The 20,485-nt window shown below is 57.8% G+C and carries 18 protein-coding genes and 5 pseudogenes; 10 read left to right on the plus strand and 13 right to left on the minus strand.

From position 1 onward, the window contains the following. From LOY70_RS18760 to LOY70_RS18775, 4 genes are read right to left on the minus strand one after another with little or no spacing between them, the layout of a single operon-like run. Positions 1–516: a nuclear transport factor 2 family protein gene (locus LOY70_RS18760; protein ID WP_265028857.1), complete on the minus strand. Its 516-nt coding sequence runs from the start codon at positions 514–516 to the stop codon at positions 1–3. A 3-nt stretch (positions 517–519) separates the two neighbouring features. Beyond that, positions 520–882, minus strand: a complete 363-nt coding sequence (locus LOY70_RS18765) for an IacB protein (RefSeq protein ID WP_265028858.1) — start codon at positions 880–882, stop codon at positions 520–522. A 26-nt stretch (positions 883–908) separates the two neighbouring features. Beyond that, positions 909–2,081, minus strand: coding sequence for an acyl-CoA dehydrogenase family protein (locus LOY70_RS18770; protein ID WP_265028859.1), 1,173 nt, complete (start codon positions 2,079–2,081; stop codon positions 909–911). Positions 2,082–2,104: 23 nt separating this feature from the next. Next, positions 2,105–3,220 carry an amidase gene (locus LOY70_RS18775; protein ID WP_265038120.1) on the minus strand — a complete coding sequence of 372 codons (1,116 nt, stop codon included), beginning with the start codon at positions 3,218–3,220 and terminating at the stop codon, positions 2,105–2,107. 904 nt (positions 3,221–4,124) lie between these two features. Between LOY70_RS18775 and LOY70_RS18780 the strand changes: the two genes are divergently transcribed. Further along, positions 4,125–5,681, plus strand: a complete 1,557-nt coding sequence (locus LOY70_RS18780; RefSeq protein ID WP_265028860.1) for a methyl-accepting chemotaxis protein — start codon at positions 4,125–4,127, stop codon at positions 5,679–5,681. 374 nt (positions 5,682–6,055) lie between these two features. Here LOY70_RS18780 and LOY70_RS18785 read toward each other — a convergent pair whose 3' ends face one another. Both LOY70_RS18785 and LOY70_RS30005 read right to left on the minus strand, forming a co-directional pair. Then, positions 6,056–6,736 (minus strand): LysR substrate-binding domain-containing protein, encoded by a 681-nt coding sequence (locus tag LOY70_RS18785; protein ID WP_320110205.1) that lies wholly within the window; start codon positions 6,734–6,736, stop codon positions 6,056–6,058. A gap of 45 nt (positions 6,737–6,781) precedes the next feature. After that, positions 6,782–6,955: pseudogene (locus tag LOY70_RS30005) on the minus strand (helix-turn-helix domain-containing protein); the annotation flags it as partial. Positions 6,956–7,157: 202 nt separating this feature from the next. Here LOY70_RS30005 and LOY70_RS18790 point away from each other — a divergent pair. The 4 genes and pseudogenes from LOY70_RS18790 (at position 7,158) to LOY70_RS18805 (ending at position 9,223) form a co-directional block, all read left to right on the plus strand. Next, positions 7,158–8,033, plus strand: coding sequence for an alpha/beta fold hydrolase (locus tag LOY70_RS18790; RefSeq protein ID WP_230164590.1), 876 nt, complete (start codon positions 7,158–7,160; stop codon positions 8,031–8,033). A gap of 428 nt (positions 8,034–8,461) precedes the next feature. After that, positions 8,462–8,668, plus strand: a complete 207-nt coding sequence (locus LOY70_RS18795) for a hypothetical protein (RefSeq protein ID WP_265038257.1) — start codon at positions 8,462–8,464, stop codon at positions 8,666–8,668. Beyond that, positions 8,667–8,857: pseudogene (locus LOY70_RS18800) on the plus strand (type II toxin-antitoxin system ParD family antitoxin); the annotation flags it as partial. The gene LOY70_RS18795 and the pseudogene LOY70_RS18800, both read left to right, overlap by 2 nt. A gap of 9 nt (positions 8,858–8,866) precedes the next feature. Next, a pseudogene (locus tag LOY70_RS18805) lies at positions 8,867–9,223 on the plus strand (type II toxin-antitoxin system RelE/ParE family toxin). Between the two features lie 61 nt (positions 9,224–9,284). Here LOY70_RS18805 and LOY70_RS30010 read toward each other — a convergent pair. After that, positions 9,285–9,467 (minus strand): annotated as a pseudogene (locus LOY70_RS30010) (Arm DNA-binding domain-containing protein); the annotation flags it as partial. Positions 9,468–9,822: 355 nt separating this feature from the next. Between LOY70_RS30010 and LOY70_RS18810 the strand changes: the two are divergent. Continuing rightward, positions 9,823–9,996: pseudogene (locus LOY70_RS18810) on the plus strand (IS4 family transposase); the annotation flags it as partial. A gap of 63 nt (positions 9,997–10,059) precedes the next feature. Here LOY70_RS18810 and LOY70_RS18815 read toward each other — a convergent pair. From LOY70_RS18815 to LOY70_RS18840, 6 genes are all read right to left on the minus strand, one after another. After that, the gene (locus LOY70_RS18815) at positions 10,060–10,860 is read right to left on the minus strand and encodes a hypothetical protein (RefSeq protein WP_265028862.1); all 801 of its coding nucleotides are present in this window, start codon (positions 10,858–10,860) and stop codon (positions 10,060–10,062) included. A gap of 149 nt (positions 10,861–11,009) precedes the next feature. Continuing rightward, positions 11,010–11,456, minus strand: a complete 447-nt coding sequence (locus LOY70_RS18820; RefSeq protein ID WP_215004908.1) for a hypothetical protein — start codon at positions 11,454–11,456, stop codon at positions 11,010–11,012. A gap of 310 nt (positions 11,457–11,766) precedes the next feature. Then, positions 11,767–13,050, minus strand: coding sequence for an efflux RND transporter periplasmic adaptor subunit (locus LOY70_RS18825; protein ID WP_265028863.1), 1,284 nt, complete (start codon positions 13,048–13,050; stop codon positions 11,767–11,769). Further along, complete coding sequence (locus LOY70_RS18830; protein WP_265028864.1) at positions 13,043–14,518, minus strand: TolC family protein; 1,476 nt, start codon at positions 14,516–14,518, stop codon at positions 13,043–13,045. Before LOY70_RS18830 ends, LOY70_RS18825 begins: the two co-directional genes overlap by 8 nt. Then, positions 14,511–15,728: an ABC transporter permease gene (locus LOY70_RS18835; protein WP_265028865.1), complete on the minus strand. Its 1,218-nt coding sequence runs from the start codon at positions 15,726–15,728 to the stop codon at positions 14,511–14,513. Before LOY70_RS18835 ends, LOY70_RS18830 begins: the two co-directional genes overlap by 8 nt. Next, on the minus strand, positions 15,721–16,440 hold the full coding sequence (locus tag LOY70_RS18840) for an ABC transporter ATP-binding protein (protein ID WP_265028866.1): 720 nt from the start codon (positions 16,438–16,440) through the stop codon (positions 15,721–15,723). Before LOY70_RS18840 ends, LOY70_RS18835 begins: the two co-directional genes overlap by 8 nt. Before the next feature lie 536 nt (positions 16,441–16,976). Here LOY70_RS18840 and LOY70_RS18845 point away from each other — a divergent pair. The 4 genes from LOY70_RS18845 to LOY70_RS18860 are packed head-to-tail and all read left to right on the plus strand — an operon-like array spanning position 16,977 to position 20,420. Continuing rightward, positions 16,977–17,567 carry an amino acid synthesis family protein gene (locus LOY70_RS18845; RefSeq protein WP_018927718.1) on the plus strand — a complete coding sequence of 197 codons (591 nt, stop codon included), beginning with the start codon at positions 16,977–16,979 and terminating at the stop codon, positions 17,565–17,567. A 43-nt stretch (positions 17,568–17,610) separates the two neighbouring features. Beyond that, positions 17,611–18,444, plus strand: coding sequence for an alpha/beta fold hydrolase (locus LOY70_RS18850; RefSeq protein ID WP_265028867.1), 834 nt, complete (start codon positions 17,611–17,613; stop codon positions 18,442–18,444). Continuing rightward, positions 18,441–19,922, plus strand: a complete 1,482-nt coding sequence (locus LOY70_RS18855; RefSeq protein ID WP_095129274.1) for an aldehyde dehydrogenase — start codon at positions 18,441–18,443, stop codon at positions 19,920–19,922. The genes LOY70_RS18850 and LOY70_RS18855 overlap by 4 nt, the downstream gene beginning before the upstream one ends. Positions 19,923–19,934: 12 nt before the next feature. After that, positions 19,935–20,420, plus strand: coding sequence for a flavin reductase family protein (locus tag LOY70_RS18860; protein WP_265028868.1), 486 nt, complete (start codon positions 19,935–19,937; stop codon positions 20,418–20,420). Positions 20,421–20,485: the final 65 nt, after the last annotated feature.

Consider the following 20,485-nt stretch of genomic DNA (forward strand, 5'->3'; position numbering starts at 1 on the left):
TCATTCTTCGGTCTGCCCCGGCACGGGCAGATTGGCATCGCTGTTCCATGCATCGATCGGGCGGCCGAACAGGTTCTCGGTCTGGAAATGAGCCATGCGCCAGACGCCTTCCTCTTCGCAAAAACGCACCGTCAGCCGCGCCGCGTTGAGATGCGATGCGCCAGTGGCGAAGGTGGAAGCCTGCAACATCACCCAACTTCCGCTGGCCTCCTCACCCTCCACACGGATCAGCTCCGAGCAGAGAAAATGTACGTTGAGGGCGAAGTGCGCCGGCTCGGTCATGTAGCCGGCGAACATCGCGCGGATCGCCTCGCGCCCCCGATAGCTGCCAAAGCTCTTGACATACTTGGCGCCCTTGCCTTCCCAGATGGCGTCGGCGGTGAACAACCCTGCCAGTTCGTCCAACGGGGTGCGCGCGTCGATCGCATCGCACAGCACCATGTAGCGGTTCATGCAGGCACGCACGGCGTTCTCGCTTTCCAGCTGGCGCAGGCGGGCTTCGAGGGATCGGCTCATGGGTCAGGTCCTCTGGATGATCAGTTCGCGACCGGTACGCGCTTCCACCTTGCAATAGCGCCACAGTCTGTAAGGGCCGGTGCCCACCGCGGTGATACGGAACAGGTTGCAGGCGGCGTGTACCGTCTCGATGTCCGGCACGTCGGCCAGCAGGTAGGTGGTCCAGGGATAGCCGGTAGATGGGCCGACCATGCTTTGATCGTCGTCCATGTTGCCGAGCACCTTCACTCCGGGCAGATCGTGGATGCCGTTCCACATGGCGCTTACCGCCGCCCAGACTTCCAGTTGCTCTTCACGTGGGGCATCGAAGAAATTCTGGTTGACGCCTATGCAGAACAGGACACGCAGAGCTTTTTTCTCAGTCATCGCAATCACCAATTGTTAGTTTTCGATTACAGGTAGCCAGGCATCGGCTTGCCGCCGAAGAAAATCGCGCCGGCGCTCTGGTAGGTCACGTCGCCCATGAAGGCGTGCTGGGTAACCACCTGGGCGTCGTTGACGAAGCGCGCCAGAGGACTGTGGCGGTAGACACCGGTCATGCCCGAGAGCATCTGCGCAGTGCGCGCCACCTCGGCCGACACACGGGTAGCATGGGTGGAGGACAGTCGCAGCAGGTTGGTCTGCTCGACACTCACCGCATCGCCGGCCAGCACGCTGGCCCAGACGTTCTCCATGGCTTCGTAGAACCAGGCACGGGCAGCGCGCAGCTCGGCTTCGGCCTTGGCCACCTGCATCTGCGCCAGCGGGCGATCGGCCAGGACCGGTGCGCCGGTAACGGAGAAGCGGCCACTGGCCATGTCGGCTAAGTAGTCCAGCGCGGCGCGCGCAACACCGAGGCCGACCACGGACAGCACCTGAGCGGCAAAGGACAACGAGGGATAGCGGAACAGTGGTTCGTCGAGGTTGGCCGGACCGCCACGGACAAAGGTCCAGTCCTCGGGCACCACTACGCCGTCGATCACCAGGTCATGGCTGCCGGTACCGATCAGGCCGACCACATCCCAAGTCTCATCGATCCGCACCTTTTCACGCGGCATCACCGCCAGGCGCGGCAAGCCTACTGTGTCGCCGTTCTTCGGGCTGATGCCGACGCCGATCAGGCTGGCCCCCACGCAGCCGCTGGAGAATTTCCAACGTCCGCTGACCTTGAGGCCGCCGTCGACGAACTCCGCCGGTTGCGGCGGGAAGATGCCGCCCGCGAAGACCACGTCGGGGCCGTCGGCATAGATTTTTTTCAGGGTCTCCAAGGGCAGAGCCGCCAGGTACACCGGGTTCATGCCGAAGCTGGCGACCCAGCCGGCGGAACCGTCGGCGGCAGAGACATCTTCCACCATCTCGCAGAACTCCATGGGGCTGCGCTGCTCGCCGCCGAAGCGCGTGGGTACCAGGGCGCGGTAGACGCCAAGCTCCTTGAAACGCGCGATGACGTCATGGGAGATATAGCGCTGCTGATCGAACTCCTCGCGCCGAGCGCGCTCACGAATATCGGTCAGCAGGGCCCGAAAAGCTTCATTCGCAGTAATCGGGGCAAGGCGCTGGTGATCCAGCTGGCTTAGGGAAGACATGGGCTTCTCCAGGATGGGCACGGTTATTGTTCGAGGCGCCGCAGCAGCTCGCGGGCGACTGCCAGAAGCAGTTCGTCCGCGCCCTTGGCGGCGATCAGTTGTAGTCCTACCGGCAACTTCGAGGCCCCCTCGAAAGGGATACTCAATGCCGGGTGGCCAGTCAGGTTGAAGGGGCGTACGAAAGCGGTCATGCCGATGGCCGCGCGGGTATCGGCAGCGTCTGCGACGCGCGCCGGGTAATCCGGCATGGTCGGCAAGGCAAGAATCGGGCACTGCGCCAGGGCGGCGTCCACCTCGGCAGTGAAGGCGGTGCGGCAGCGTTCGGCGTCTGCCAGAGCGTCGTCACGGGTGTCGCGTGCGGCCAGCAGCCGGCCAGCGACATCGGTGCCCACCAAACCGGTTTCCAGCAGGTGCCCGCAGGCATTCCAGGTTTCCCGATTGATCACTGCCAGACCCGCGTTGTAGGCCAATTGCATACCGGGCAGCGGCATCTCGCACTGTTCGAAATTCGCCGCCTCGAGCACAGTATTCAGCGTTGCCTGTACCTCGGGATGAGCCTGCACTGGCACCACGCCGATGCGGACGCCGGCTACGTTCGGCAGTGCCTTGAAGGACGGGTCGATGGCCTTCATCGCGTTGATCAGCATCTCGATATTGGCAGCGAAGGGACCGACGCAATCAAGCGATGTCTGCGTCGGCATCACCCCGGCACGGCTGATGCGGCCGAAGGTGGGTTTGAGACCGAACACACCGCAGCACGCGGCGGGAATACGTACCGACCCCCCCGTGTCGGTGCCCAGGGAGAAGTCGCACAGACCGGCAGCCACGGCAGCGGCCGAGCCACTGGAGGACCCCCCGGGAATGCGTCCGGGGTAGCGCGGGTTCTGCGCCGTACCCGTCCAAGCATTGAGCCCGGTGGTGCCAAAGGCCAGCTCATGCAAGCTGGTTTTGCCAATCAGTTGGCAGCCCGCAGCCAGGAGAGCCTGAACCACCTCGGCATGGCACTCGGCGTCCGGCGCATGTTCAAGAGCGCGACTGGAAGCACGAGTGGGATGACCAGCCACATCGATGGTGTCTTTCACCATCACACGAGGCCCTTCTTGCTCACCGAGCTTCAGCTTCTCGACCACTATCGCCATCTGCATCACCCATTGCTGTTCCGGTTGATCAACAGAACCGCAGGACGAGCCGCGATTCGCTTAAATCCAGAATCGGAACAATTAGATGATTTGTCAATTTATTTATCAATAAAAAACGGTGTGTAGATTCGGTGCACTTTTGATACTTAGAGCAACATTATCGTGCAATTTCGTAACACCCAAGTTCTTTAGCACTCGCAAAAATTTATTTAATAATGCATTAAAATCATATACTTAAAATTTCAATGAGAAACATTATCATCACGTAGTCGGATTTTCAGGCAATCCGGCCTACTCACTGAATGACCGATAATCGCACAGAAAAAGCACTTCAGACGACACCACTTTCGAAGGCATAAACACATCTTTTTTTAGATAAAAAAAGCTAAAAAGACGCCCCTTTCAAGCAGTCGGAAAGTGCCGTCTGGCCTGATGAAATCGGCCATGAGCTGATCAACAGGCGTCTCCACGAACAGGACCGACAAGCGCCTCCTCACCACACTTGCAATCCCCTAGAACACGGCAGCTGGCCGTATTGCAACAGCGCGGTGCACAGCGTTCTGGCACGAGAGGTGCAATTGAGCCTGTATTGGACGGGACAACCACCGACAGTGCCCACAAGGAGAGCAGCATCGAGAAGACCTTCTTCTTGCTCTGGAAGGAGCTGCGTGCCGTCGGGAACCAGTGCGCCCCCGGCGCTTTGGGCGGCGAAGACAACCCGCTGAAGGCCGCATCGCAGCCAAATGCGCCGATCTCAGCGCGATGCTGATCCGCTAGAGCAGTTTCGCCACCAATTTCTATGACGCCATGGTGCGCAGGATGCGCGCCGAGCGGACCATGGACTGGTAATTGTACGGCCTGCGCCAGGGCAGGCCGCAACGGGTCACAGCCGAGGAGTCGTGCCATGCAAACTGCCATCACCCCCCCATCAGACTTTGAGGAACCGCCGATTTCCCGGCTAGACCCACAAGGTGTTCTGCTCACCTGCAACGCCGCCTACCTGAACATGAGCGGCTACACCGAACGCGAATTGATCGGTAAACCTCACACACTGATCAACCACCCGCACATGCCGGCAGCGGTGGCGACCAGCATGTGGCAGGCGCTGCGCGCCGGTGTGCCGTGGACAGCGCCGGTAATGACCCGTCGCAAGCAAGGAGACGCGCACTGGCACAGCCTCTACGTGGTGCCACTGTTCGACGACGGCAAGCTGGCGGCGCTGGGCACCGTCTACCAGCCTATCGAGCCGGCGCGGGCACGGCAGGCCGAACAGCTCTATGCGCGTCTGGCGCGCGGCCAGGCGCCCTGGAGTCTGCTGCAACGTCTTGGCGAACTGCTGCTGGGTCATGGGCTGCAACTGGCGCTCGGCCTGGGCGTGGCGCTGGCCACTCTACAGGGCTATCTGCCCCTAGCGTTGGGCGCGCCGCTGCTGCTGGCGCTGTGCCTTGCCGGACTGCAACCGGCACTGCGTCAGCGCCAGTTGACCCGCGCCCTGCTCGCCCAGCACACGCAGGCCTACCGCGATCCGTTGCTGACCCCACTCCACGCGCAGTACCCCGGCCCCACCAGCTTGCTGGCCATGGCCCTGGACAGCCAGCGCGCACGCATGAGCACGGTGATGTCGCGCATCTGCATCAACAGCGTGGTGTTGCGCCAGCAGGCGCAGACCTCGGCCGACGTGGTGGAGCACACGGTCGAACAGTTGGATCGCCAGGTACGCGAGACTGAGCAGACCGCCGCCGCGATCAACCAGATGAGCGCCACCATCCAGGAACTGTCACGCAACCTGCAGCACACCGCGCAAGCGGCGCAGAACGCCGATCAGCTGGCGCGCGACGGTGAACGCCTGTCCGATGACAGCCAGCATTCGGCGCAGACCATGCGTCACTCGGTGGGCGAGATTGGCCGGGCGGTTGACAGCCTGGCGGCGGCCATCGAGTCCATCGGAGGCATTGCCACGGTAATCCAGAACATCGCCGAGCAGACCAACCTGCTGGCCCTCAACGCGGCCATCGAAGCTGCCCGCGCCGGCGAATCCGGCCGCGGCTTCGCGGTGGTCGCCGACGAGGTGCGCAGCCTCGCCTCACGCACTCGCGAATCAACCCACGAGATCCAGCGCTCGCTGGAAAACCTGCGCCAGGACAGCGGCACGGCCTTGGCCACTGCACAACGCGGCGAACAGATAGCCTTGCGTGCCAGCAGCGATGCCGTACAGGCGCGCCAGGCGTTGACGCTGATCTGCGCCGAGGTCGCGCAGATCAGCGGCATGAGCCTGCAGATGGCCGCCGCAATCGAGCAACAGGGCCAGGTAGCCGAACAGATCAACCAGCAGATCACCGAGATCGCCGGCTTCACCGAGCGCACCAGCCAGCAGGCTGGGCGCACCAGTAAAATCAGTCAGGCACTGCACCAATTGGCCGAATCACAATTGGGATTGGCGCAGCGCTTCCTCAACGGTTGAGAACCTGGCAACCAGGTACAAGAGTTCGGCCGCCAAGATCAATCACGCCACACCCGGCGCCGAGCGATTGGATGACACACAAAGGCGTCATACAGGCCGACCGGGTGTCGGAACAGCGGCACACGCAACACCAAACTCGAGGCATTGACCAGCGCCACCAGCAGCGAGGTGGCAATGGCCCGACCTGCAGGGTTACCCGCAACGCTCCGCCGAATGCGGGCAGAGTCGACAGCACGAGATTCCAGTCGAAATTCATCGCGACGGCCTGTCACACGGTTGCGGTAGCGGCACGTCCACCTGAACGGCATCCGGATACTTGATCCAAGCACCGGCGTGCAACAAACTCAAGTCAACGGTTCGCTTCATTTTGTGAGCTACTGCAGGTCTATGTCGTTCCGTAGCGCCTCGACCGCCATGTCGATGAAGGCGCGTACCTTTTGGGTACCGTGCCGGCCTTCACGGTGCACAACGTGGATCGGCACCGCCGGGCGCTCGAAGGCCTCGAGCACCAGTGCAAGAGCTCCTTCTTTCACCCCTCGCGCGATTTGAAATAGCGGTAGGCGCGTGATACCGAATCCTGCGACAGCGCACTCAGCCGCGGCCTCATTCATCGTGGTCGTAAATCGCGGCTGCAAGCGTATCGTTGCAGACTTACTGCCGTCTCGGAACCTCCACTCGGGCACTGGCGTGACTCCAGTGGCGACTATGACGACATGCTGCGACAGGTCTTCGGGGCGTTTTGGCGTTCCACGTTGTCGCAGATAATTTGGCGACGCACAAAGAACCTCACGTACTTGGCCAACCTTGATGGCTTGCAATGACGAGTCTGGTAACTCACCAATGCGTATCGCGACATCGACTCCTTCGTCCACCAAGTTGACCATCCTGTCCAAGAACAAGCAGTTAATTTCCACCTCAGGAAATCGAGTTAGGTAGTCGCGCGCAATCGGGGAGATATACATGCACCCGAAGTTCACCGATGACGTAATGGTGAGCTGGCCTCGCGGCAATGCGTGTGCACCAGCGGCCGCGCTGTCAGCCTCCTCAATGTCCACGAGGATTCTCCGACAGCTTTCTGCGTACCTCATTCCCGCCTCAGTGACCCTGACAGTGCGGGTCGTTCGAGTCAGCAGTCTTACACCTAGACGTTCCTCTAGCTCGTAGACGGCGCGCGTGACGACGGAAGGCGACATGTTGAGTCGGCGCGCGGCAGACGCAAAGCCACCAGTCTCTACGACCGCGAGGAATGTCGCCATGGCCTGTAGTCGATCCATCAATGAACGTCCTGCGAACTTCGGGGCGGGCAATGATGCCAGACCTCGAATGTGTTTATTGAAATTTCGAGAAAAGTGAATTGCAGTCCGAAGCGATTCTAAAGTTGGCGGCGACAAAAGATCATTCGCCTAACAGACACGGAATCATCTGTTTGGACATCAACAAAGGATCATTCATGAAGCTTTACCTTAAGGACTCGTTATGACCTCACAAGCTTCTATCGAACCTCTAATGCCATTTCCGCGGCAGAGCGTTCGCGTCGCTGGCTTCAATGGCGTCTCCATCGCCGCACAAGCCTGGGGCCCCGCTGATGCCCCAGCGGTGCTGCTGATCCACGGCTTTTTAGGCGGTAGATTTTCGTGGGCACCTCTGATTTGCGGTCCTCTGGCCACCAAGGCAAACCTTGTTACCGTGGAACTGCGAGGGCATGGAGCCTCCGACAAGCCAGAGGAACCATCAGCCTACGCCGACAGCGAGGTGTGGGCGGAGGATATCGCAGCGGTCGCGTCGGCCCTGGGTCTCAAACAATTCATCCTTGTCGCACATTCCTACGGTGGCGTTGTAGCGTTTGACTACCTGCGCCACAAGGGAAGCTCGGCAGTGAAAGGTCTGATCCTCCTTGCAGCGGCGGCGGAACCACCTGGGGTTTCCCAGGACTACGTCCGGCCGGACACTCTACCCGCACTGCAAGCATCCCTCAGCCAGGACTTTTCGGAGCGGGTGGACGGGATTCGCGGTTTCGTTCAGGCGATCTCGCGAGGTCCGCTTCCAAGAGACCTTCACGACGCGCTGATTGCACAGGGAGCCATCTCCACTCCGTCCATGCTGGTCGGTGCGTTGTCCCGCCGGCCTGTCAGCAACGTGGATATTTTCACGAAGCTTGACATGCCGGTGATTTTTGTCTGTGGAACCCACGAGAACGTTGTCACGCAAGCACTTGTGGAACATGTATTGCGGGCTGTGCCGCACGCAACCAGCCGAACTCTGGACAATGTGGGCCATTTGCCGCAAATCGAAGCGAACGACCAGGTCGCAGAGCTGATTGCTGACCTGATCGAATCTACTTCCAGCAAGTAGGGCACGCCAATCTCTCTACACTGATTGTGTTGATCCCGTGTCGAGGCACCCGCCGCCGTTACGAAATATATTTGATGCTCTCAGGTACTTCATGACGAGTTCGCTCTACATAACCAAGAATGCACCTTGCAAGCTCGTTATGGGATGCGTGATCGCATCAAAGCGATGAGCCAGCGGTTGGTGTGGCGCGATATCACGCCTGCGCAGCAAGCGTGATATCGCGCCAAAGTGTCTTGGTGGGTGCTTTTTTCGGGAGACCCTGGCGGTACATACCAGATCGAGTCGGGCCCTGGTCGACGGTCTATCAGCGCTTTCGAGATTGGCGATACTACTCCATTAAAAAACTTAGTATAATCGCCCCTAGTTTCGTAGACCTGTTTGATATCGCAAAATTGGCCAAGGAGGCGGGTATTAACTGGGATCACTTCATGGCGATGGTCAGGGAACTGAATATCTACAAACCGTTTTTCTACACGATGGACAGCATCAATCTGATTTGTGACGCCCAAATTTTTCCACAATTCATCGTGGCATCACTCCGCGACCAAGCTTCTCGTCGTTTCGATTATGGCTATCAAATCCACAAGCTTTTCCGCGTTCCAGAGTCCGCGCCGCAATTCAGGACTGGAACGTGAAGTGATGCGAGAAGGTTTGCGCCTATTGGAACAGCGCGCCGCCCCACTGCCAAAATTGAGGCCCTGCGTCAGGCGACCTCGATCGGCATCATGGACCTTGAGCACGGGCGCTTTACTCAGTTGAACGAAGGGGATCTGGAGCACTACTTCGAGGGCTTGAGCCTGGAGGCCACCCTCCCCGCGCGAGAAACACTAGGCATGCCGCAATATCGGATTCCCAACGCGGCGCGCGCCGACATTGTCGACATTCTCACACTCTCCCAGACGCAGTTCGGCGATCAAGCACGCCAGCGCTACCAGGCGCTGATCATCTCTGCATTACAAGCTATCGCCGACACGCCCTATCGCATTGGCAGCCACGACCGCGATGAGCTTGCACCGGGCCTTTGCAGCTATCACCTCATCCACTCACGCTAGCAGGCTAAACACCCCCATGGAACGGTCAAAAGCCCGCGCCATGTCGTGTTCTATCGCGTGGCAAACGACAACGTGATCGAGGTCGTCCGACTCCTTCATGACACCATGGAAGTGCAGCTGCACTTGCTCAATGATTGATCACCGATCTGACCCAAACGCTTATCCCCTAGTTTTCCGAAATTTAACATCCGCTCCGAACAAGCCCAATTTGGGGATTACTACCGAGGGACATGCGCTTCTGCTTGCCTGCCCAGTAGTAACGGAAGAGCCAGACTTTTCCACCTCTGGCCGTCACATTGAGTGTGAGACCATCACTGTCACCGAGGGTGTAGTCGTTACCAGTGATTCGGGCATGCCGAACTGTCATTTCTGAGAGTGCCATCGCGAGCTCCTGAACAGAGTCAGGGCCAGATGCTCGTCTCGTTGCGCAAACTGCTCCAGCATCAAACCGATTCGGCACGCGTCAGGATTCTGGACTCAATCCTGGACTTAAACGCACCGGATAGTGCTGGATTTCAGTAGTTCCCGCTGGAACAAAAAAAGGGCCTAAAGAACCTTATTTCAATCACTACAGAATTCAATGGAACTCTGTAGCGCAATATTTGGAGCGGGAAACGAGACTCGCATCTGGCGTCCGACCCATTGAAATCTAAGGGGTTTCTTTTCTTGCCCGCGCAGGAAAAGACTTAATTCTGGACTTGTTTTCTGAGGGTATCAAGATACATCGCCGTCAGTGAATCGTCACGGCAGCGGCGAACCCGACATCAGCAACGGGCAGACGCTAGGCGGAGTTAAGAGCGGGGATTGGAGGGATATTTCTGGATCACCGTCCAAGGCCTTAGGGGCCAAGGACGGTGAAGATTTCAAAGACCCGGTTTCCGGCGGATCATAAGGCTGCTCCTCTTAAGTGACCAGCATTACGCCGATGCGGGGCTTTTTGTTTAGACAGGCTCAATCTTGGGTGAGTGCCGCACTCAAGCCGTATCTGCCCCAGCGTCATCAAACAGTTGCTTGTCGAGATTCAAGACCTTGTCCATTACGTCCTGAGGACTGCCCTTACCCTCAACGGTATGGGTCTTGTAGTTGAAATCGAGTGCTATCCAACCCTGCAACTTCGCCTCATAACTATTAGGGTACTGTGCCTGCTCAATAGCGGGCAAATCTTTATAGTGTTCAAGTGCTGCAGTAAAGAATTTCGTCAGTTTCCCGGTTCCGTTATATTCCGCCATCGCACTGGCAACAACCTTCTGCCGCCAAGCATATTCCTGATCGAACGATTCACTCCACGCAGCGCGACGCTCGTTAGTCGTAAAACTTCCACTATCGTCATAAATAATCAATGAGAGCTGATCGCTCGACATACCCGCAAATGGATTTTTACCACTGCCATTGACAAACTGCGTTGCATTATGCGCACGAGCCAATAACACAGGGTCCTGAGTGTCAGGCACTTCAGCATCATTGGCTTTTTTGTTGGCAAAATAACCGTCACCGGAAATCTGGCTCAAAAGCTCATTCGCTTTAGCACCAAGCTCTTTCCTGCTCAAACTCGAATCCCTTGCCGCCGAACGCGCGGCACTCTCACTCAACTGCAGAGAGAGTGAAGAAAGGCGACTGGTATCTTTATGACTACCGACATCAGCGCTGTCAGTTGCCACCTGAGTTTTCGTTAGCGATTCATTTTGGCTCGCCGTCACATTGGAAACCTGCGAACCAGAAAACGCATTTGAATTAATTGAACCGACCAAGATAATGTCCTCCCTGTTATCAGCCATTCCTGAAAACGTGGCTAGTAAATTTATTATCGGCAGCACTCAAAAAAACTGTAATGATTCACGATGAATGGACGAACAAAACCGGCGCAGGCCCAGCGGCACGGGCAGACTTTGCGCAAGCAGCCACACCGCTAGGCCCGGCTTAGGCCTTATTTCATGGTAAATTCAACAGACCAGGCGTATGTGGAGATATTGGTCGATGTTACTTTCGCCGTACACACTGCACCACCGCTAGGTGTTGCCGTATTATTCCATTTTGGAATAGTAGAACCTCCTGGGCCGACTGTCCCAACGTAGGTTGCCAAGAACGTGCAAGTCTTCCCGCCAATGGTGTAGCGCAGATTCGCATAGTTGGCAATAGGCGAAAGATTGCTCTGAACGGTATAGGTATCAGCACCACCCGCCTTGACAGTAGTCACTGGCTTCGGGATCGAATTTACATTAGTCGTGGCTTCATTATTTGTAATAATCGTATACGTAGCATCGGCTGTTCCAAGATTCTTGAAAGTAACAGCTACTGGAGGACCTGCCAGCGCTGAACCTGCCGCCAACATCCCAACAGTCAGTACCGACAAAACAGATTTCGACATTTTCATGCACTTATTCCTTTTGATTTAAATTCCATACATGCACTTTCATGGCGCAGCAAAACCTCTCCACACCACAACAACTCGATGAAAAGCAAAAACTCGCACATTATAGAAACATGAAAGTCCAGACGCGCCCTTCCCACCGAAGAAGATCAGCCCTGCCATCTAGATGATGAGAGAAATAATTCGTAAGGCGTATGACGTGCTCTTTGCATCCCGCAAACACGACATATCCTAGTGACCCACTAAGATATCCCTATCAACAGCAGGACTGTATCATAAACTTTAGACTTGAAAAACTAACCCCAGCATTTTTTTAGAACACTGCGGGTCTCAATTCAACATATCCCGGCGCCAGATTCTCTACCTCAATACCACCAGGCATGGCCCGCCCTGTCGTTACGATCACCTGACTTGCTCTCTCAGACAAGGTAGGGCGATAGGTCACAACCGACTGCCCATGGCTGTCGCTAGACAGCGCCTCAAGCGGCACCACCAGACCGCGATCACGGTGATAGGTGACAATTTGCAGCCTCGCACTCATACCAAGTCGCAATCGCTGCAGTTGCTCGCTCTCGATACCTAGGATAGACGCAATCACCTCATAAAATGCGCCACCGGACGTGGCCTGCGCATCGACACCCTGTACACCGACGCTCTCAATCTGACCATGCAGCACCATGCCACCGAAACCATCACCGGTAACTTCCACAGGCTGCCCCGCATGGAGTTGGTGAACATCGCTTTCCTCGACCCGTGCAACAACCTGCACCTGCTCGATGTTGATCAACTCGAGCAAGGGAACGCCTTGTCCGACACGCTGGCCTTTTTGTACAAATGGAAGATTAGCGCCACTTCCCTGAGGCGTACGAGAACGAATCACCACGCCGGCGAATGGTGCGAGCACGTCTCGCTGTGCCTGCTGCTCAAGCAGTGATTGATAACGTGACTGGGCGTTGGCCCATTGCATCCGGACTATCTGAAGGTGTTCTTCGCCACCTTTTTTCAAGACTTCGCCGAGTTCCGACTGGGCAGCCGACAGATCTAGTCGTTGCGACCTGACCTGCTGCTCAACTGCCTCCAACTCCATCCGCGGCACAATCCCCTGGTCGAGAAGAACTTTGGTTTCTGCCAATCGGCGTTCGTTATCCGCCAAGGTTGACTGGACGCTGGAAAGCGTCCGTTTTGCGCGAGCGACATCCTGCCCCTGAGACCAGCTCTCGACTTCCAACACATTGCGCCTGGCGATCAACTGCTCGGTCAAGGCGGAACGCAACTGGATATCCAGTTGCGTCGTGTCCAGGCTCAGCAAGCGCTGCCCACGCTCAACACGCTGACCTTCCTTTACCGCAACGTCTGCGACAATCCCCTCGAAAGGCGACGACATGGTTTGTTGCATCGCAGCCTCGATACGTCCGACAAGCCCCAGTCGATTTTCCAAAGGCTGATAGTCCACCTTGAACCAACTGGCCGCCGCGACCTGCTCCCGAGGAAGTAGAGGCATTGCAACCAACACCGCAACGACCACAACCGCCATACAAGTCGCCACCAGGAGCAATCGCATATTGTGCCGACAAGCCAATCCGACTTCTTTAATCATTAAGGGCAATATCCCAGCTCGACAATGTGGTGCCCAATGCCTGATCCAGCAAGGTTCTCGCATTCAAGTAGGCGATGAGTGCATCAAGGCTCGTATTTTGTGCGTTACGAAAATCAGTCTCATAACTGATGACTTGAAAATTGCTGGAGCGACCGACCTGTAATTTCTGTCGTTCAATATCAAGTTTTCGGCGCGATAGATCCCGCGCACGCAATGAAATTTCATACTGGCGCCAGCGCGTGTCGACCGTGCGAACCGCGTTCGTGACATCTCGCTCCAGGGTCTGTCGAGCCTCGACTGCATCAATCCCTTGGTTCTCCAGATTCACCTGAGCACGGACCACCTCCTGTCGACGATTGAGATCGCCAATCGGAATTTCGACCTGAATCCCCGCATACCCCTCCCAGCGACGATCTGAACGCTGCCCCTCTCTATCAGGGTAACGATCACTGACCTGGCTTGCTCCGCCGACCAATGAGACATCCCACAACTGGTTATTGCGGGCAACCGCCAGGTTGATGCCGGCCTGTTCATGCGCGATTAACTGCCCAAGGTAAGCAGGCTGCTGCTCCAATGCTGTATCAAGTGCCTGCACTCGACTGAGCTGAACAGGCGTTGCATCCAGTGCTTCTACCGCCTTAATACGCGACTCCAGATCTAATGCCAAAAGCTGAAGCAGCTCCAGGCGATAGGCATCCAATTGATTTTGGGCCTCTTGTACACCCAGCTCCTGAGTGGCGTAATCGGCCTCGGTTTGTACAATCTCAAATGCAGCCATACGGCCGGCAGTAATCATGGCTCTGTTGACGTCCAGTAACTGCTGCGAACGGCTCAATGCCTCTGTCGCGATACGCAACTGCTCTTGAGCGCGAAGTACATCACGGTAAGACGTGATGATTTGCGTGACGGTTTGAGCCACCGTCGCTTTCAAGGCAAGTCGGTTCGTCAACTCGGAAAGCCTTGCTGAACGCATCGGCGCTGTCGTGACCTCCACTCCTGCCCCCCGAAGCAAGGGCTGTATGAGCGTAAACGTCGCACCATCGCTGCGGGTACGCCCTTCATTATTGCTATCGGTCAACTGATTGGCCCAAGAGAGGCTTAGCCGTGTACCGAACTCCCCCAACAGAGTGGTTGTTGGCGACAACTGCCGATAGCGTGAACCATCGCTTTCACTGCGCTCACCCCGATAGTCACCCCTCAATACCAACTTGGGTGTGAACAAGTCCTCAGCGACGCGCAAATCGAACTTCTGCGCAACACGCTCAAGGTAGGCACTACGGATGGAGCGGTTGCTTCGCAACCCCAGATAGACAGCATCGGCCAACGTCAGATTGATCGTTTCAGCCCGCAACGACACGGCGACACCTGGCATAGATGCCTGAGACGGCGTGAGCGCTGCGAACACCGTCGATGTAGATAACGTCCACAGCAGCCCCAGCAAGATCGAAAATTGCTTGTGCTCAATCATCTCGCAAGGCCTGAACCGGTTGCATGCGAGACGCAGTCACGGCGGGATAGAGGCCGAAGAACAAGCCGATCAACAAGGAGCTTCCCACCCCCAGTGGCAGAGATTCAATGGCCAAGGTAAATCGCCACCCTGAAAACCATACGAACAAAAAAGCTGAAAGCAGTCCGACGGCCGCCCCGACCAGTGAGCCCATCACTGACAAACAAGCCGCCTCCAGAAGAAACAACATCCGAATGTCGCGTGCCCGGGCACCGAGGGCCATTCGCACGCCAATCTCGCGACGACGCTCAGAGACATTCATGAGCATCACATTCATCACGCCGGCCCCTCCGACCAAGAGGGAAATCCCCCCAAGACCGGCCAACAGATAGGAGAATGTGTTGGATTGATGGGTAAGGCTGTCGATCAGCTGTTGCGGCACAAGAACCTCAACGTCATGCCCCTTGAGCACCCCTTCCAAATAAGCACGTAAGTCCTGTGCACTTTCCGTGATCACTCCACGATCGTGCACCTTGGCAATCACACTACTGATTTGTGGAGAAGGCTGAAGTCGTCTCATGCTCTCTATCGGTATAAACAGTGCCTCATCTACCTGAATCGGGATCAAGGGGTTCGGAGCCTGAGGTCGAGCAATACCGATCACTTCAAACAGATACCCTTCGATCTGAAGCTGCATGCCCGCGATCAGCGACCTGCCCGGCCCACCGATTCCCAACTCATGAGCAACCTTGGCCCCTGCGACGATGTAGGTGGCCTGTTGATCGAAATCGGAAATAAAGCGTCCTTGAGCGAGTTTGAGATCCAGGGTTTCGGCTAATCCTCCGGTCGTTCCCAAAACCACCGCATCAACTGTTCGCCCTGCGTAACCAACTTGACCAGAATGAAATGTCGTTGGGGCCACTTGGGCGATGGCAGGGAGTCTTTTCAGGAGCGAGCGAGTGTCGAGCGTGGGCGGCAGAGTTCGACTGTTGAGCGGCGAGAATGGAAACGACGCCACAATGCTTTCAGCCCCCATCCCCTTGAAAGCCGTCATCGCTTCATTCGCGGCGTTCTGACCGATGTTCAGCAGCGCAACAATCGCCGCGCAGCCAACTGCAATACCCAGCATCGCCAACCACGAACGCCGCCCCAAGAGGCGCAGGCTGTCCAGGGACTCAACCAATGTTTGCAGAAGGCCCGGACCTTGACGATGAAGCGAACCTTCAAGCATCCGTCATCGCTCGCCTGTTCGCAGTTTCTTTCAGAATCCCGTCCTGCACCTGAAAACAGCGCTCAAGGCGTTTGGCCAACTGCGCATCGTGAGTCACCATTACTAATGTCACCGCTTTCTCATCGTTGAGGCCGAGCAGCAGATTTATCACGTCATGGGCCGTTGAACGGTCCAAGTTACCCGTCGGCTCGTCGGCAAGAATCAATGAAGGACTGCCCACCAGGGCTCGCGCAATCGCCACACGCTGACGTTGCCCACCGGATAGGTCGGCGGGTCGATGATGAGCTCGATCGCCCAACCCCACACGCGCTATCTGGACCCGCGCACATTCACGCGCTTCGCTGCGCGTAAAGCCCCGATAGAAAAGAGGCAGGGCAACGTTATCGAGCGCAGTCAGGCGAGGAAGCAGATTGAAACTCTGGAACACGAAACCGATCTCACGGTTGCGCAGATGAGCACGTTCGTCAGCCGTCGCCTCGACCATGTTGCGGCCAGCGAACCAGAACTGGCCAGATGCCGGACGATCAAGGAGTCCTAGGATGTTCAGCAGTGTGCTTTTGCCGGAACCGGATGTACCGAGAATCGCGCACGTTTGCCCACGTCGAATATTGAGTGTCACATCGTGTAGAACGGGCAGGTTGTGCCCTGCCATAGGATAAGACTGGCACACATCTTTCATGGCGATGAGCGTATGTGGCGACTGTGGCTCCATGCCGGACCTCTTTCTCCATTGATCCAGCCGTCTGGCTAGAGGGTTCGCGAAGTGACACCTCAGGGGGATGCGCTTCGTGAGGCGAGAGTGTTTACCACAAAAATCAGAAAGAAGGAAAAAGGAAAAAGGAAAAAGCATCTCTCTCAATAGCACTAGTGCGGCGCCCACTTGCTTCGATATGGCTATAGTCTTGAAAAATGGCAGCGGATGACACCAATGCATACCGGTGCAACGCTCTACGCTCGGTTCAGAATCGACTATTGAGCGCGAAAACCAGTAGCTAGATTCCCCTCCTCCAGTTGCGCCCGACAACCAACCCCATACGAACGTCAGAGTATTGGTCCAGCGTGATCAACGCCTACCTTGCCACGAATAGAACCAATCCTGCTGCAAGCGATGAACTCAGAGCAACCATTGCAGTAGCCAACCCCCCCTTTATCGCCTTCCGACCAGAAACCCGTTTCAGGGGCTTGTGCTTCCGGTATTATGGTATACCATCAGACGCGCAGACACTCTTACCCTACACGGAGCAGCTCATGAGTTTCGAAATTCGCAAGATCGTCAGCTACGTCGAAGAAACCTTTATCGAAGGCGGCAAGGCTGCCGACAAGCCCGTGACCATGGTCGGGCTTGCCGTCGTGATGAAAAACCCTTGGCTGGGTCGCGGCTTTGTCGAAGACCTGAAGCCGGAAATTCGCGCCAACTGCTCCGACCTCGGTGCGCTGATGGTAGAGCGTCTGGTGGGCATCATCGGCGGCGCCGAGAAGATCGAGGCTTATGGCAAGGCCGCTGTAGTGGGCGCCGACGGTGAAATCGAACACGCTTCCGCCGTCATCCACACCCTGCGCTTCGGCAACCATTACCGCGAAGCGGTGAAAGCCAAGAGTTACCTCAGCTTCACCAACAAGCGCGGCGGCCCAGGCACCTCGATCCAGATCCCGATGATGCACAAGGACGACGAAGGTCTGCGTTCGCACTACATCACCCTGGAAATGCAGATCGAAGATGCACCGCGTGCCGACGAAATCGTGGTGGTTCTGGGTTGCGCCGATGGCGGCCGCCTGCACCCACGCATCGGCAACCGTTACATCGACCTCGAAGAACTGGCCGCTGAAAATGCCCAATAATCAAGGTCGGTAAGAACAACAAAAAGGCATGCAGGAGCGCTCCATGATTCGGCTCACCGCTGAACGCACCCCGGCTGGCACCAGTTACCTGGCGACCGGCCAAGGCCAGCCCGTGGTTTTGATCCACGGCGTGGGCCTGAACAAAGAAATGTGGGGCGGCCAGGTCGTTGGCCTGGCCACGAAGTACCGTGTGATTGCCTACGACATGCTTGGCCATGGCGCCAGCCCGCGCCCGGAAAGCGGCACGCCCCTACTGGGCTATGCCGACCAGTTGCTGGAACTACTCGATCACCTGCAACTGCCTCAAGCAACCGTAATCGGTTTTTCCATGGGAGGGCTGGTGGCGCGCGCGTTTGCCTTGCATTACCCACAACGCTTGCAAGGTCTGGTGGTGCTCAACAGCGTGTTCAACCGCAGCCCCGAGCAACGTGCCGGCGTCATCGCCCGCACCGCTCAGGCAGCCGAGCATGGCCCGGACGCCAATGCCGAAGCGGCGCTGTCGCGCTGGTTCAGCCTCGAATACCAGGCGGCCAACCCGGCACAGATCGCCGCGCTGCGCCAGACCTTGGCAGGTAACGATCCGCAGGGTTACCTGACCACTTATGAGCTGTTCGCGACCCAGGACATGTACCGCGCGGAAGATCTGGGAAGTATTGAGGTGGCGACACTGGTCGCCACCGGCGAACTGGATCCAGGCTCGACACCGGAAATGGCCCAGCAACTGGCCGAGCGAATTCCCGGTGCGACCGTCGCCGTGCTCGCCGAGCAGCGGCATATGATGCCCGTAGAATCGCCGCGCCTGGTCAATCAGTTGTTGTTGGAATTTCTCGACACGGCAAACGCCCGACAAAACCAAATAAAGGGGATCGTTGCATGACACTCGCACGCTTCCAGATGTGCATCGGTGGTGAATGGGTCGATGCCCTCTCTGGCAAGACCTTTGAAAGCCTGAATCCGGCCCTGGCTCAAGCCTGGGCTGAATTGCCCGATGCCGACGAAGCCGATGTCGAGCGCGCCGTGCAGGCTGCGCAGACGGCTTTCGACAGCCCGGCCTGGCGCGGACTGACCGCCACCGCTCGGGGCAAACTGCTGCGCCGCCTCGGTGACCTGATCGCTGAAAACAAGGAACAACTGGCGCAGCTGGAAAGCCGCGACAACGGCAAGCTGATTCGCGAAACCCGCGGTCAGGTCGGCTACCTGCCGGAGTTCTTCCACTACACCGCAGGCCTGGCCGACAAGCTCGAAGGCGGCACCCTGCCGCTGGACAAGCCGGACCTGTTTGCCTACACAGTGCATGAAGCCATGGGCGTGGTCGCGGCGATCATTCCCTGGAACAGCCCGCTGTACCTGACGGCGATCAAACTCGCCCCGGCCCTGGCGGCGGGCAACACCATCGTGATCAAACCGTCGGAGCACGCCTCCGCCACCATTCTCGAGCTCGCCCGTCTGGCGCTGGAAGCCGGCATCCCGCCAGGCGTGGTCAACGTGGTCACCGGATACGGCCCAAGCACCGGCGCCGCCCTCACCCGCCATCCACTGGTGCGCAAGATCGCCTTCACCGGCGGCGCTGCCACGGCCCGGCATGTGGTGCGCAGCAGCGCCGAGAACTTCGCCAAGCTGTCGCTGGAACTGGGCGGCAAATCACCGAACATTATCTTTGCCGACGCTGACCTCGACAGCGCTATCAATGGTGCGATTGCCGGGATCTATGCGGCATCAGGCCAGAGCTGCGTTTCCGGCTCGCGGTTGTTGGTGCAGGACGAAATCTACGATGAGTTCGTCGATCGTCTGGTCGAACGCGCCAAGCGCATCCGCATCGGCAACCCGCAGGAAGACAGTAGCGAAATGGGCCCGATGGCCACTGCGCAACAACTGGCCGTGGTCGAAGGCTTGGTAGCCGATGCCGTGGCCGAGGGTGCGCGTCTGCGTCTGGGCGGCAAACGTCCAGAGAATCTGGGGGATGGCTGGTTCTATGAGCCAACCCTGTTCGAATGCGACCGCAACTCGATGAAGATCATGCAGGAAGAGGTGTTCGGTCCGGTGGCCTCGGTGATTCGTTTCAAAGACGAAGCCGAAGCACTGGCGATTGCCAACGACTCGCAGTTCGGCCTCGCCGCCGGCATCTGGACTCGCGACCTAGGGCGTGCCCATCGCCTGGCTCGGGACGTTCGCTCGGGGATTATCTGGGTCAACACCTACCGTGCTGTCTCGGCCATGGCGCCGATCGGCGGTTTCAAGAACAGCGGCTATGGACGCGAGAGCGGCATCGATTCGGTGCTGGCCTACACCGAACTGAAAACGGTGTGGATCAACCTCTCTCAGGCCCCCATGCCTGATCCCTTCGTGATGCGCTAGGAGACCGCCGACATGATCGAACCCGGCATTTACAAAGACGTCATGAGCTCGTTCCCATCCGGGGTCACGGTGGTCACCACCCTGGACCCGGACGGGGGCATCGTCGGCATCACCGCCAGTGCCTTCAGTGCGCTGTCGATTGATCCAGCACTGGTGCTGTTCTGCCCCAACTATGCCTCGGACACGTACCCGATTCTGTGTGACAGCAAGCAGTTCGCGATTCATCTGCTATCGGCCGACCAGACTGCCGAAGCCTATGCGTTTGCGGGTAAAGGCAAGGACAAGGCCAAAGGCATCGACTGGCACCTCAGTGAGCGGGGCAACCCGCTGCTGCGCAAAGCCACGGCGATCATCGAGTGCGAACTGTGGCGTGAATACGACGGCGGCGATCACGCGATCATCGTCGGCGCGGTGAAGAACCTGATTCTGCCCGAGCAACCGGTAACGCCGATGATCTATCACAAAGGCAAGCTGGGCCCGCTGCCCACGCTGGCCTGACGTCTACATTTGGGCTGCGTCTCCCACCCCGGTGCGGCCCTTTTTTACTTCTATTATGGGAGCCG

The organism is Pseudomonas sp. B21-054, assembly GCF_026016345.1.
Taxonomy (GTDB): Bacteria; Pseudomonadota; Gammaproteobacteria; order Pseudomonadales; family Pseudomonadaceae; genus Aquipseudomonas.

Coding starts and splice junctions, on each gene's coding strand:
- LOY70_RS18760 (WP_265028857.1), bottom strand. CDS start 516: ATGAGCCGATCCCTCGAAGCCCGCCTGCGCCAGCTGGAAAGCGAGAAC.
- LOY70_RS18765 (WP_265028858.1), bottom strand. CDS start 882: ATGACTGAGAAAAAAGCTCTGCGTGTCCTGTTCTGCATAGGCGTCAAC.
- LOY70_RS18770 (WP_265028859.1), bottom strand. CDS start 2,081: ATGTCTTCCCTAAGCCAGCTGGATCACCAGCGCCTTGCCCCGATTACT.
- LOY70_RS18775 (WP_265038120.1), bottom strand. CDS start 3,220: ATGGCGATAGTGGTCGAGAAGCTGAAGCTCGGTGAGCAAGAAGGGCCT.
- LOY70_RS18780 (WP_265028860.1), top strand. CDS start 4,125: ATGCAAACTGCCATCACCCCCCCATCAGACTTTGAGGAACCGCCGATT.
- LOY70_RS18790 (WP_230164590.1), top strand. CDS start 7,158: ATGACCTCACAAGCTTCTATCGAACCTCTAATGCCATTTCCGCGGCAG.
- LOY70_RS18795 (WP_265038257.1), top strand. CDS start 8,462: ATGGCGATGGTCAGGGAACTGAATATCTACAAACCGTTTTTCTACACG.
- LOY70_RS18815 (WP_265028862.1), bottom strand. CDS start 10,860: ATGGCTGATAACAGGGAGGACATTATCTTGGTCGGTTCAATTAATTCA.
- LOY70_RS18820 (WP_215004908.1), bottom strand. CDS start 11,456: ATGAAAATGTCGAAATCTGTTTTGTCGGTACTGACTGTTGGGATGTTG.
- LOY70_RS18825 (WP_265028863.1), bottom strand. CDS start 13,050: ATGATTAAAGAAGTCGGATTGGCTTGTCGGCACAATATGCGATTGCTC.
- LOY70_RS18830 (WP_265028864.1), bottom strand. CDS start 14,518: ATGATTGAGCACAAGCAATTTTCGATCTTGCTGGGGCTGCTGTGGACG.
- LOY70_RS18835 (WP_265028865.1), bottom strand. CDS start 15,728: ATGCTTGAAGGTTCGCTTCATCGTCAAGGTCCGGGCCTTCTGCAAACA.
- LOY70_RS18840 (WP_265028866.1), bottom strand. CDS start 16,440: ATGGAGCCACAGTCGCCACATACGCTCATCGCCATGAAAGATGTGTGC.
- LOY70_RS18845 (WP_018927718.1), top strand. CDS start 16,977: ATGAGTTTCGAAATTCGCAAGATCGTCAGCTACGTCGAAGAAACCTTT.
- LOY70_RS18850 (WP_265028867.1), top strand. CDS start 17,611: ATGATTCGGCTCACCGCTGAACGCACCCCGGCTGGCACCAGTTACCTG.
- LOY70_RS18855 (WP_095129274.1), top strand. CDS start 18,441: ATGACACTCGCACGCTTCCAGATGTGCATCGGTGGTGAATGGGTCGAT.
- LOY70_RS18860 (WP_265028868.1), top strand. CDS start 19,935: ATGATCGAACCCGGCATTTACAAAGACGTCATGAGCTCGTTCCCATCC.